A 13,592-nucleotide genomic window follows, 5' to 3' on the forward strand; every position below is an offset into this window, starting at 1 on the left:
AACAGCGCAGTTTATGGATAATGTTTTGACCGGCATTATCCTTTTTTCATTTAAACCTAGGAAACATTATGGGCCACCGTTTAAGTAAAATTTATACCCGTACAGGTGATACAGGAACCACAGGACTTGGCGATGGTTCTCGTGTAGCCAAAGATGATTTACGCATTATTGCACTCGGTGATGTCGATGAGCTGAATGCGTGTATTGGCATTCTACGTACACAAATCAGCCAAAGTAATATTGCAGAACAAACTACATGGGATAAAAGTCTAAGTTTGATTCAACATTGGTTATTTGACTTGGGGGGCGAAGTCTGTATTCCAAATTATCATCTGGTACAGCCAATCTCGATAGAATACCTCGAACAAGACATTGATCGCATGAATGAATCTTTACCCATGCTCAAAGATTTTATTCTACCTTCGGGTACATTGGCTTGTAGCTTTGCCCATCAAGCCCGCGCCGTTTGCCGTCGTGCTGAACGCAGCCTCATGGCAGTACAGCATCGTGACCAAAATATTCAATCTAGTTCATTACAATTGTTAAACCGACTTTCTGACTGGTTGTTTGTCGCTTCACGTACGTTGCAACGTGCTGAAGGAGGAAGTGAAGTGCTTTGGCAAAAAAATATTAACGACACGATTTAAAAAGTAACCTGATTGAGACTAGGTCATAAATCTTCAGTCTCAATCATAACTTTTGCTCTGTTCAAGTTCACTTAATCAAACTTTATTTTTATCACTATTCAAACCATTCTTTAGCCTTTAAATTTCTAAAAAAAGAAGTCAAATATAAGCCAATGGACTGTGAAATTTCACATAACTCCGTAATAATCAAAGTAGAGTAATCACTAAGCAGATGTAATATGCAAATTATCGGACATCGTGGCGCGCGGGGTGAAGCACCTGAAAACACCTTAGGTGGATTCCAATATTTACATGACTTGGGCATTCGTGCTGTCGAGTTTGATGTGCGCCAACTCAAAGATGACACATTGGTAGTCATGCATGATGATAATTTTTTACGCACGACCTCAATTGAACAAAATCTTTACACCTGTACAGCTCATGACTTACACCGCTTCAATCAAGCCTCGATCTGGATGGATTGGCAACCTCAAGTGACGCCTACTTTAGAACAAAGCCTTAACGTTCTACGTGAATTTTCTCATCTAGAAGTGGAAGTGAAAGCAGTGAATGATTTTGCAGCCGCAGAAAAACTGATTCAAAGTTTAGAACACACTTTGGCAGGGTTTGAGCATAATGCAGTCATCACCAGTTTTGACTTGAAAATTCACCACGCTTTACAACAGGCTAAGTCGCGATTTAAACGAGGACTTCTGATTGAAGAGGACATCCAAGAACGTGCCATTGAACAGGCACTGGCATTAGGCTGTAGCCGTATTGGCTGGATGAATCAATTGGCAAGCGATGCCTTAATTCAAGCTACCCACGCTGCGGGATTAAAGGTCAGTGTCTGGACCGTCAATAATGTTGATCGCGCCAAGCATCTGCAAACTTGTGGTATTGATGGCTTGATTACCGATTTTCCCAAAATGATGCTGCAACAGCTGAATTTGGACTAAGAGTTGGTTCGTATAACAAGCAGAATTGACCCGAAATTAAGATGAGTACAGCAGTTGACCTAAAGTACAATAGAAATATATTCAGCAACCAATAAAAATAGCGAATTGATTACGATAAATTCAATCTTAGCATAGTCTTATTCTGTTACTGTTTAGTACAATACAACTGTACAATAATGCTAGAGTACCAATGTTGCTCATGCTAATATGCCAGAATCTTAATCCTTACAACTTGTAATGATTTAAGTTCTCAATTTTAACCTGTATCAGGTTTCTAGGAGTGCTGTTGGAGATGAATCCTCCCCTACCTCAAGCCCCAATTAACTGGATTGCAATTTTTGCACTGGTTTTTTTACCTATTGTTGCAGTTATCGCTGTTCCACTCTATGCCATTAATCATGATTTTAGCGCAAGCGCGTGGGTCAGCATGATTGTGTTATTGGGTATGAGTAGTTTGGGTATTACTGCGGGCTATCATCGCTTATGGGCACATCGTGCTTATGAGGCGACACTACCTTTAAAAATCATTCTCATGATTATGGGTACTTTTGCCGTTCAGAACAGTATTTTATTCTGGTCTTCTGGTCACCGTACCCATCACCGTCATGTCGATGATGTGGAAAAAGATCCGTACTCAATCAATAAAGGCTTTTGGTTTGCCCATATGGGGTGGATGTTACATGACTATCCAGCAGCAGAGCCTAATTTTAAAAATGCACCTGACCTGCTAAATGACAAGTTGGTCATGTTCCAACATAAATATTATGTGCCTTTGGTTATTTTGGTACATACCGGTATTTTATTACCTATCGGTTGGGCGGTTGGCGATATGTGGGGCGTGTTACTTTTGGGTGGATTGGTACGTTTAATCCTGAGCCATCATGTGACCTTCTTCATTAACTCACTTTGCCATATGTGGGGTAAACGCCCATATACGGACGAAAATACCGCGCGTGACAACTTCTTGCTTGCGATTGCCACTTGGGGCGAGGGTTATCACAACTATCACCACATTTTCCAATATGACTATCGTAATGGTGTGAAATGGTGGCAGTATGATCCAACCAAATGGCTCATCTGGTCATGTTCAAAACTCGGTTTAGCGAAAAACTTGCGTCGTATTCCAAGCTTTAATATCAAGAAAGCCGAACTTGCGATGAAGTTCAAATACGCTGAACAAGACTTAGAAGTTCATGGTCTAAACGTGAGTGACGATATCAATTCGGCTAAAGCCCGTATTGCTCAAGAGTACGATGCATTTACTCAAACCTTGAATGACTGGGCAAAGTTGAAAGAACAAGAAATTCAAGCCAAGAAAACGGCTGTGGCTGAAAAAATCCATCTAATGGATGAGAAACTCAAAATTGAATTTCAGTTGGTCGAAAAGCGTTTAGGACATCATCGTGAGACTTTAACCAAGCTGATGCGTAGCATTAAAAAAGCACCTGTTTCACAGTAATTGCTGTCTAATGAATTGATCGTTTCGAAAGAAAGCTCCGTAAGGGGCTTTTTTTAGCAATACATAAAACATAAAGGAAAACCATATGGATATAATAAACATCCCTTTCGGCATCACCAACTGGGCAGAGATACCAACCACCCGTCATACAGGTGATCAAGGTTATGCCCTGTGGCGCACTCAGCAATTTGACACGATTCGCGTGCGCATGGTGGAGTATTCGGAGAACTATCTTGCCGACCATTGGTGTTCTAAAGGGCATATTCTGTTGTGCTTAGAAGGCGAACTACACACCGAACTAGATGATGGTCGTAGCTTTACCCTCACAGCAGGCATGAGTTACCAAGTTGCGGATCAAGCAGAAGCACATCGCTCATCTACTTCAAAAGGTGCCAAGCTGTTTATAGTTGACTAAAACAGTTGGATATATCTCTTAATACTAAAACTTTGCTATATTGATGGGGTCATGGCTTATCCCTTGTGATCCTTCACTATGCAGTTCAATTCACGCTACTCCCTCCTTCCTTCAAAGCTTTATCACCATCAACAGCCCTTGCCACTGAAAGGGGCAAAAGCAGGTCATTTCAATGCCGCTTTAGCAGAGCAATTACAATGGTCTGAAGCCGAAAAACAGTCTTGGGTAGAGATTTGTAGTGGACAAAAAACCTTTGCTGAGTTCGCGCCGCTTGCAATGGTCTATGCTGGGCATCAATTTGGCCAGTGGGCAGGTCAACTCGGGGATGGGCGCGGTTTACTGATTGCGCAAATTCTCGATCAAAAACAACAAACCATCGACTTACATTTAAAGGGTGCAGGCTCGACCCCCTACTCGCGTATGGGCGATGGGCGTGCGGTTTTACGCTCCGTCATTCGTGAGTATTTGGCAGGTCATGCACTCAATGCACTAGGTATTCCCTCTAGTAATGCAGTCGGTTTTACTTCGTCTACACAAGGTGTACAACGTGAAAAATTAGAGCTGGGTGCGATGATGTTACGTACATCGGACTGTCATATTCGCTTGGGGCACTTTGAGTGGATCAATCAGTATCAACCTGATTTACTCGGCGAATTTACCCAAAAATGCATCGCATGGCATTACCCCGAATGTTTAGAGGCAGAACAACCCGTTTTAGCTTTCGCCACCCAAGTGATTCAACGGACTGCGGTCATGATTGCCAAATGGCAACTGGCCGGCTTCGCACATGGGGTGATGAATACTGATAATTTAAACATTACAGGTTCAACCCTCGATTTTGGCCCTTATGGCTTTATGGAACGCTTCCGTCCAAATTGGATTAACAATCACTCCGACTACCAAGGGCGCTATACCTATCAGCAGCAGCCGAGCATTGGACACTGGAACTTATGGACATGGTTGAATAACCTCATTCCGCTTTGCCCTCAAGACTATGATAAAGAACAATGGAAGCAAGACCTTGCCATTTGCCTAGAGCACTATGAACCCACGTTCTTGGAGCACTATAAACTGGGTTTAAGTCAGAAAATGGGCTTGCCTCATTTCCATGCTGACAGTTTCGACTGTGCCATGACCTTCTTACGGATTCTACAAACCGAACAGCTCGACTACACACAAAGCTTTACTCGTTTGCAGAATCAACAATATGAAATGATTAAAGATGACTGCCTTGACCGTCGTCAGTTTGAAAGTTTCCTTGCGCAATATGAAAAGATTCGTGCCAATCAAGACACAGCAGCACTCGATGCTGCCATGCAGCAAGCCAACCCTGTTTATATCCTACGCAATCACATGGCACAAAAAGCGATTGAACTGGCTGAGCGGAATGATTTTTCCGAAGTTGACCGACTGTTTAAATTGTTAAGCCAACCTTTTACCATACAACCTAATTTAGAAAAAACTGAAGATTTAGCTCCATTAGCAAATGATGTGCCTGAAGTGATGGTGAGTTGTTCATCTTAAAAGTTTGGCTTAAACTGTGGATAAATTAAACAATATCCACAGGGCTCCACCCACTAAAGTGATGATCACCATGTCCTTACATCTTATTGCTGCAAAAGCTGCACTTGCCCTGCCAGAAGTGACGTGTAGTCAGCCCTTTGGTGAAGGCTGTGATGTCTATAAAGTCATGGATAAAATGTTTTTGCTCAATTCATCTTTAAGTGGTGCAACTTTAAGTAACTTAAAAGTTATTCCTGACCACGGCGTGATGCTACGTGATATTTACCCGTATATTCATGCTGGTTGGCATATGAATAAAAAACATTGGATTTCAATTTATGAGGATCAAAACTTAGATCCAGATTTAGTCATTGATCTGGTACAAAGTTCTTATGAGCTCGTGGTATCCAAGCTGAATAAACGACAAAGACAGCGAATCGCTGCGCTTAAAGCCATCAGCTAAATATTAGGTAAATACTTTTTTAATTCTTCTCTTTAAATGAACCTGAATTCGGCTTCAATATTTATCCACCTTATTGAAAAACAATGATCTTGGCGGAGTCTTATTGAGTTCTCATCCAATTTCATCGCTAGCCTGCCGCTCACCCTACTTTTGTTTAGGCAAAACCATCGTCATCTGCAAAATCTGTTCACGTCTTTGATTTGTTAAAATATATCAAACAACATTATCTTGTTTACACTGTGCAGATTGCAGATGACCTTTCCGCATATCATCTTTCTTATCGAACTCAGGTTACTTATCTAAAAGCTCAACCCTATCACTGCATCAAGCAGATCATAGATTTGAATACATCTTATCTCTGCTGAGCAGCTTTTCGATGTTCTCTACGTATTTCCCTCTTTGGAACCCAAAATTCCACTAAAAGCGAAGTGAGCAATTGACAGCTCATAAAAAAAGCCCGACATCCTGTCGGGCTTTTTCGTATTGATTCGCTAGGTATAACTCCTGTCGTACCTCACATCCTAGTGCTGAACTTATCATTTTTGTTTTATGTTTTGGAACTTCCTGTTCTCCATGACTGCATCATATAAAAAATCTTGGGGCTGACCTAGACGCAATCCGCTTGAATAGTTGTAAGCCAAAACGTACATGAAAAAACAAGCGTAATTAGACTTACCCCCAAAATTATCCGCAGAAATTGTGGATAGTTTTCAGGATGACTGAAGCTGAGCCTTACTCCTTAAAATTAATTTTTGAGTACTTTAAAACCAACTTGATAGCTCACGGCTTCAATCTGTAGGAAATACAACCACTCTTTTCTCGATTTTGCCTATTTAATTATCGATACATATCAATCTGAAAAGATTGAGTATGCAAGTCGCTCACTCTCCACCCAAGTTAATCAGAAAGCCATGGTGAACTCATACAAAGACCCTCTGAGACTCAGTAAAATCTGGGGTATTTTCTTGCTCAGTTGCTTATTTGAATGTATTGTCGAAAAGTTAAGACGCTATCTCACAATCCAACCCTAAGTGACATGCACATGGCTAGTAGAATTCTTCGCTGATTTGAATACAGACTCATCGACCTTGTCTAAAACAAACGTAAAAGTAAAAAGACAAATTAAAACATTATTCAAAATGCTTGTAATTTAGCAATCAATCAGAACCCTAAATGATCAAAAGCCCAATAAAAAAGGACTCATATTGAGTCCTTTTCAACATCATCACCTGCGCTTTAGCTTTTCTTCGGCTTGAATGTTTTAAATAAAACAAAGAGCACGAGGATCCAGACAGGAAGCATCAACACAGAAAGCATAAAACCTTGATTCCACATGATATATAAAATCATCAGCATAAAAGCTAAAACAAAATAATTGCTAAACGGTGCAAACAACGCTGGAAACTTGGTTTGAATGCCCTGTTTTTTCATACTCTGTCTAAATTTAAGATGGATCAAACTGATCATCATCCAATTTAGCACCGCCGCACTGACCACAATATAAATCAGATAACTCAGCGCTTTTTCAGGCAAGAAGTAATTCAACAGCACACAACCGAAAATCAGTAATGCTGAAAATAAAACCGCCGCAATCGGTGTCCCTTGTCGATTAACCTGCTTAAAAACTTGTGGAGCATTGCCCTGTTCTGCCAGACCTAATAGCATGCGACTATTGGCATACATACCACTATTACAAACAGAAACCGATGCAGTCAGAATAATAAAATTCAGTAAATGCGCTGCCCAATCAATGCCCATTTGCTTAAAAATAAGCACAAATGGACTTTTATCTAGCCCACCCAAATCCAATTGATTCCAAGGTACCAAAGACAAAAGAATCGCCAGCGAGCAAATATAGAATAGGAAAACCCGAATCACGGTTTGATTGACGGCTTTTGGAATGTTCTTTTCAGGATCTTCGGTTTCCGCAGCCGCCATACTGATCAGCTCAATGCCACCAAAGGCAAACATCATAAAGGCCAGCATATAAAACAAGCCTTCAAAGCCATGTGGGAAAAACCCACCATGTGCCCATAAGTTCGTGACGGATGCGGTTGAACCCACATCTGCCGTCAACAACAGATAAACCCCGAAGATGATCATGGCAATAATCGCCACAACTTTAATCATCGACAGCCAGAACTCAGACTCAGCATACAGTTTGACATTGGCGAGATTGGCCAGTGTGATCACCACAAAAAACACCAGCACCGAGACCCACGCAGGAATATGCGGCCACCAGTAATTCACATACTTGCCAATCGCGGTCAGCTCAGTCATCACCACCAAGATATACAGTACCCAGTAGTTCCAGCCCGTTAAAAAGCCTGAAAACCGCCCCCAATATTTAAAGGCAAAGTAGCTGAATGAACCCGTCACTGGCTCATGCACAATCATTTCACCGAGCTGACGCATAATTAAAAATGCAATCAAACCGCCAATCATATAACCCAAAATAATGGATGGGCCAGCAGATTCAATAATATGTGCTGAACCTAAGAACAGCCCTGTACCAATTGCACCACCCATGGCAATCAATTGAATATGGCGGTTCTTTAAACGGCGCTGAAGTTTAGGCGTCTCGCTGCTCAAAACACATGCTCATCTGATAAAAAATGAATTGTACTGCTTGCACAAGCGATCAACCAGTCTTGTACTTTAAAATCGCCAATTGCTCGGTTTCATTGCACCCACTGGAAATTTAAACGGACGGCTGATTTTGATTGCCTCCTTTGCTTTAATCCCATAAAAAAAGCGGATAGCCCAAGGCTTATCCGCTTCTTCTATCGTTCAGAAAACTGAATTAATCTTCTGGATACTCAAAACGATAGCCGACACCATACACCGCTTGAATCCATTCATGACGATTACCCGTTTCGGCTGCATCCGAAATCTTACGACGTAAGTTCTTAATGTGACTATCAATCACACGGTCAGCCACATCAAAACTATCTGGATTAATATGGTCTAACAATTGTACGCGCGAATAAACTTGTCCAACATGCTCAAGGAACAATTCCAAAAGACGAAATTCGGTTGGGGTTAAGTTGAGGGTCTTTTGTTGATACCAAATGCGTTGTTGTGCTTTATCTACCCGAAATAAGCTGTTTTCTTCAGGCTCAGCTTTACGCTCTAAACGGCGTAAAACCGCCTGTACACGCGCCACCAATTCTTTCGGACTAAAAGGCTTACAGACATAATCGTCTGCTCCCATGTTTAAACCAAGCACACGGTCAATTTCTTCGGTGCGTGCCGTCACCATAATGATCGGTAAATCCGACTGTTCGCGGACTTTACGGCAAATCGTTAAACCATCCATACGCGGGACCATCAAGTCTAAAATCATCAGACTCGGTTTGCGTTGCATAAAACTGTCATAGGCTTCCTGCCCATCATGGAACAGGCTCACTTCAAGACCTGCGGCTTCTAGATAATCACGGACCAATTGAGCCAGTTCAACTTCATCTTCAACCAGCATAATATGCTTCATGAATATTTCCTTTATGGTTTCATTTGTTTGGGAAAAGTGAGTTTGCAACGCAAACCACCCAATGGTGAATGTTCAAAACGTAAACTTCCACCGAGTGCCTGAGCAATCTTACATGAAAGTGCCAAACCAAGTCCTGTGCCACCTGTACTTCGGGTTCGTGAATCATCCACACGATAGAATCGCTCACCCAAGTGCTGCAATTGTTCATCGGTCAAGCCATACGGGCTATCATCGACATACAGACTCCACTCTGTTGCACTTTGCTCGGTGTGAATCTGAATTTGTCCGCCCGACTCGGTATAACGAATGCTGTTGCTGAGTAAGTTGACCACAATTTGCTTGAATCGGTCTGTATCTAATTGTAAGACTGGAGCATCACCCTGCGCACTCACACTGAGATTCGCCTGTTCAAACTTTGGCTTAAAGTTTTCCACTTCTTGCACCACCACATCCCACGGATTTACCGTCGAAAAGTAACACGTCAATTGCTGCGCATCGGCTTGAGCTAAATCGGCCAAATCTTGGGTCAATTTTTTCAAACTGCTCACTTGACGCATCATGGCATCCAGATGCTCAGGGGTCGCCTTACGGATACCATCTTGCATGGCTTCGATTTGCGCCTGTAACACAGCCAATGGCGTTTTTAATTCGTGCGAAGTATCCGCCACCCATTGACGACGTGACGTTTCATGTTGATTTAGAATTTCTGCCAATTGATTCAATTCATTAGATAAATCACCTAATTCATCATTACGGTTAATTTTGACCTGATGTTGGTAATTGCCTTGTGTCAACTCACGCGTCGCATTGAGTAAACGTTGAATTGGTTTTTTAAAATAAGTCGCCAACAACAATGCGGCAATTAGACTGGCTAAAATCGTTAAAGCATAGACCAAAAATAAGTAACGTTTTTGATTACTGAAAAAGTTGATACTTAAGGCATCATCCTGATCCAAGACTGGCTTTAACCCTAGATAACCGACCACTTTGTCATTCACAATAATTGGGCGATAAGAAATTTGATCTGAAGAAGGTTCCCCCACCACAAATTGTCGTTTGGCATCATATAAAGATAAACGTGAACTCAGCCCTAAACGGTCTGGCATCGAAATAAATTGCTTCTTCTGATTGCTATTTTTTAAATTGTTCTGCGCTTGTGCTTCTTTGCGATCAGGTGGTCGGAAAGCATTTTCATTCGATTTTAAAGGAAATTTTAAACCCTCAAAGGGTTGGTATTCAGAAGGTAAGTTTAACTCTAACCAACGTAATTCCTCTTGGTCAAGCAACGGTTTTTCCTGATCTGCCCGTGCCAGCGTTGGTGGTAAATTCACAAAAGTATGTTCTTCGAAATAACGCTGCTGTAAGGCAATATCGTATTGTCGGCGCAACCACCAGTGCGACAGTCGATCATAATCATCAGGGTCGGCCTGACCCTCAATTTGTAAAATCTGGGCCTGAATGGCATTGCCCCAATCATGATAAACCGTGTACACCCCTGCCAAGTTGGCAATCAGATGATCGAGCTTTTGCATTTCGACATCTGCCACATACTTGGTGAAGTTTTTTTGCATGGTCCAATGCAACACCCCTAGACTTAGCGTGATAATCACCAAGGTAGTTAGCAATACAGTTAGGAATAGGCGTAGCGCAATCGGGACACGTCGAATATTCAACAGCGGTGCTCGGTTGTTATTTTGTTAGCACTATTGTAACCAACCTATTTTCAAAAAACCCTCCATTGTTTCTTCATCTTTATTATTTAATCTTTAAGCACAAATGAAAAATAGTGTGCTGGGGTATTGATAATGAACTTGATGAAAAAAATGGTATTCGCGACCTGTGGTGTTTTAAGTGTAACGGCATTAACGGCTTGCCAATCGACGCCAGCGCCGCAAGAGCACCCGCACCACGCTATGGATGGTCGACATGCCGATCGTTTGAGTCCTGAACAACGTGCTGAACGCAATCAAATGCGTGCTGAACACAAAGCAATGTTTAAGCAAATGCGACAAGCCTGTGATGGCAAAACTGTGGGGCAAACTGTTCAGGTAAAAGCGGGCACGCAAACCATGGACGGTCAATGTCATATGGTATTCCAACCTGACCACAAACGTGGACATGAAATGCGTATGGGTCAAGCCCCAATGCAAGGTGATGAAGGCATGATGCGCCCTCAACGCGGTGAAAAACTAACCGATGCACAACGCCAACACATGGTGCAACAATTCGACCAACGTTTGAAAGAAAAACAAGCCTTCCAGCAAGCACTAGAAACCGCATGTAAAGGTCAAACTGATGGTAAAGCAGTGCAAATTAAAGCAGGTGACCAAACCCTTTCGGGCAAATGCTCGGTACGTTTCTTCCCGAACCAGCCTCAACCCCATACTGCTCCAACCGCAAATATTGCACCACCTCCAACCGCATAAGCAGATTTACAATAAAAAAAGACGCCTCAAGCGTCTTTTTTTATGCCTAAATGGGCAACATAACTTTTTACGTTTTTTGACTATTTGTATCGCCCTTAAAAACATAAAAACGTTTACACTCAATGTACTTAGAAAATTCAAGCCACCTTTTCTTGACTTTACAGTCACTAAGAAATGAGGGGCAAGTGCTTGTACCTTATAACAAGATGTTGCACGATTAACTTGTACTTAAAAACGTGTCATTGAAGGCACGTCACCATGTTTATTAGGATTATAACGCTGGTTAAAACCAGTATTGAGGAAAACCGACATGCCACAATACAAAGCGCCCTTACGTGATATGCAGTTCGTTTTGCATGAATTACTAAATGCTGAACAACATTATGCAAAACTTCCTGCTTTCCAAGAAACCGTAAGCCGTGAATTGGTTGACCAATATTTAGAAGCTGCGGCAGATTTCTGTGAAAATGAATTGTCTCCAATCAACCAAAGCGGTGATCGTGAAGGTTGTACTTGGAATGATGGCGTGGTGACTACACCAACTGGTTTTAAAGAAGCGTACCAAAAATATATCGAACTAGGCTTCCCTTCACTTTCGGCAGAAGAACAATACGGCGGTCAAGGTTTACCCGTTTCTTTAGGTAACGTGATTTCAGAAATGGTGGGTACTGCAAACTGGGCTTGGGGTATGTATCCTGGGCTTTCTCATGGTGCAGTCCGTACTTTAGAACATCATGGTTCTACAGAACAGAAAGATACTTACTTACCCAACCTTGTATCAGGTGTTTGGACAGGAACCATGTGCTTAACTGAATCTCATGCAGGTTCTGACTTAGGTATTATCCGCACGAAAGCTGAACCGAATGCTGATGGTAGCTATGCAATTACTGGCGAGAAAATCTTTATCTCTGCTGGTGAGCATGACATGGCAGAGAACATTGTCCACATTGTACTTGCTCGTCTTCCTGGCGCACCAAAAGGCACCAAAGGGATTTCACTCTTCATCGTGCCAAAATTCAACTTAAATGCTGATGGTACTGTGGGTGAGCGTAATGCAGTCCGTTGTGGTTCTATCGAACACAAAATGGGTATTCATGGTAACGCAACTTGCGTCATCAACTTTGACAACGCAAAAGGTTACCTGATTGGACCTGAAAACCGTGGTCTAAACTGCATGTTCACCTTCATGAATACCGCACGTATTGGTACAGCCGTTCAAGGTCTTGCTGCCTCTGAAGGTTCATTCCAAGGTGCGCTTGCATATGCAAAAGACCGTTTAGCAATGCGTTCACTTTCTGGTCCTAAAGCACCAGAAAAAGAAGCAGATCCAATTATTGTTCACCCAGCTGTACGTAACATGCTGTTAACGCAAAAATCGTTTGCTGAAGCAGGTCGTGCATTGGTTTACTTGTTGTCTTTCCATGCCGACATCGTAGAAAAAGGTGCAACTGAAGAAGAACGTAAAGACTCTGATAACATCCTTTCACTCCTTACGCCAATTGCTAAAGCATTCTTAACTGAAACAGGTTCTGAATCTGCAAAACACGGCGTACAAGTGTTTGGTGGTCACGGCTTTATTTCTGAACATGGTATGGAACAAATTGTTCGTGATACCCGTATTTCATGCCTATACGAAGGTACAACTGAAATTCAAGCTTTGGACTTGTTAGGTCGTAAAGTTTTGGGTACTCAAGGTGCAATGTTGAAAGACTTTACCAAGATTATTCACAAATTCTGCGAAGCCAACAAAGACAACGCTGCAATGAAGGAATTTGTTGAGCCACTTGCTGCACTCAACAAAGAATGGGGCGACCTCACCATGCAAATTGGTATGCGCGCTATGCAAAACCCAGATGAAGTCGGTGCTGCTGCTGTAGATTACTTGTATTTCTCTGGCTACGTTACGCTTGGTTACCTCTGGGCTCAAATGGCGTTGGTTGCACAGCAAACGCTTGCTGCGGGTACCTCTGATGTTGACTTCTACAACGCTAAAGTGACCACTGCACACTTCTACTTCAAGAAAATCTTGCCACGTGTTCGTTCACACGTTGACGTGATTGCTGGTGGTGTAGAGCCATTAATGTCACTAGATGCAGAACACTTCGCGTTCTAACCATACTTTAATGTTGCTTGCAATGTTAATTTAAGAAAAAAGGACTGGTCGGTTTTGACGGTCCTTTTTTTATGTAATCAATGCTAAATTTAATTCTATTAATAATACGTGTGAATGCGTGTTATTCCACATTCAGCA

11 protein-coding genes are annotated in these 13,592 nt (G+C 42.1%); 8 read left to right on the forward strand and 3 right to left on the reverse strand.

Translation table 11 applies throughout. From position 1 onward, the window contains the following. Positions 1–68 precede the first annotated feature (68 nt). The 6 genes from E0H94_RS08585 (at position 69) to E0H94_RS08610 (ending at position 5,425) form a co-directional block, all read left to right on the forward strand. Positions 69–647: a cob(I)yrinic acid a,c-diamide adenosyltransferase gene (locus E0H94_RS08585; RefSeq protein ID WP_131326018.1), complete on the forward strand. Its 579-nt coding sequence runs from the start codon at positions 69–71 to the stop codon at positions 645–647. 218 nt (positions 648–865) lie between these two features. Next, positions 866–1,585 carry a glycerophosphodiester phosphodiesterase gene (locus tag E0H94_RS08590; RefSeq protein ID WP_131326019.1) on the forward strand — a complete coding sequence of 240 codons (720 nt, stop codon included), beginning with the start codon at positions 866–868 and terminating at the stop codon, positions 1,583–1,585. A 292-nt stretch (positions 1,586–1,877) separates the two neighbouring features. Next, positions 1,878–3,044 (forward strand): acyl-CoA desaturase, encoded by a 1,167-nt coding sequence (locus tag E0H94_RS08595; RefSeq protein ID WP_131326020.1) that lies wholly within the window; start codon positions 1,878–1,880, stop codon positions 3,042–3,044. A gap of 85 nt (positions 3,045–3,129) precedes the next feature. Next, entirely contained in the window at positions 3,130–3,459 is a 330-nt protein-coding gene (locus E0H94_RS08600) for a DHCW motif cupin fold protein (RefSeq protein WP_131326021.1), read from the forward strand. A gap of 78 nt (positions 3,460–3,537) precedes the next feature. Then, on the forward strand, positions 3,538–4,983 hold the full coding sequence (locus E0H94_RS08605) for a protein adenylyltransferase SelO (protein ID WP_131326022.1): 1,446 nt from the start codon (positions 3,538–3,540) through the stop codon (positions 4,981–4,983). Positions 4,984–5,053: 70 nt separating this feature from the next. After that, positions 5,054–5,425 carry an MmcQ/YjbR family DNA-binding protein gene (locus E0H94_RS08610; RefSeq protein WP_131326023.1) on the forward strand — a complete coding sequence of 124 codons (372 nt, stop codon included), beginning with the start codon at positions 5,054–5,056 and terminating at the stop codon, positions 5,423–5,425. A 1,236-nt stretch (positions 5,426–6,661) separates the two neighbouring features. On the opposite strand, the gene E0H94_RS08615 is transcribed toward E0H94_RS08610, so the two are convergent. The 3 genes from E0H94_RS08615 to baeS all read right to left on the reverse strand — a co-directional run bounded on the left by E0H94_RS08615 (position 6,662) and on the right by baeS (position 10,588). Continuing rightward, on the reverse strand, positions 6,662–8,017 hold the full coding sequence (locus E0H94_RS08615) for an amino acid permease (protein ID WP_131326024.1): 1,356 nt from the start codon (positions 8,015–8,017) through the stop codon (positions 6,662–6,664). Positions 8,018–8,228: 211 nt separating this feature from the next. Beyond that, positions 8,229–8,915 (reverse strand): response regulator, encoded by a 687-nt coding sequence (locus E0H94_RS08620; RefSeq protein ID WP_116761579.1) that lies wholly within the window; start codon positions 8,913–8,915, stop codon positions 8,229–8,231. Between the two features lie 11 nt (positions 8,916–8,926). Further along, the gene (baeS, locus tag E0H94_RS08625) at positions 8,927–10,588 is read right to left on the reverse strand and encodes a sensor histidine kinase efflux regulator BaeS (RefSeq protein ID WP_131326025.1); all 1,662 of its coding nucleotides are present in this window, start codon (positions 10,586–10,588) and stop codon (positions 8,927–8,929) included. 132 nt (positions 10,589–10,720) lie between these two features. Between baeS and E0H94_RS08630 the strand changes: the two genes are divergently transcribed. Continuing rightward, positions 10,721–11,341, forward strand: a complete 621-nt coding sequence (locus E0H94_RS08630; RefSeq protein ID WP_131326026.1) for a hypothetical protein — start codon at positions 10,721–10,723, stop codon at positions 11,339–11,341. Positions 11,342–11,651: 310 nt separating this feature from the next. Further along, a complete protein-coding gene (locus E0H94_RS08635; protein WP_131326027.1) occupies positions 11,652–13,454 on the forward strand; it encodes an acyl-CoA dehydrogenase C-terminal domain-containing protein in 1,803 nt (600 codons plus the stop codon). Positions 13,455–13,592 lie beyond the last annotated feature (138 nt).

It is taken from the genome of Acinetobacter sp. ANC 4173 (genome assembly GCF_004331255.1).
GTDB lineage: Bacteria > Pseudomonadota > Gammaproteobacteria > Pseudomonadales > Moraxellaceae > Acinetobacter.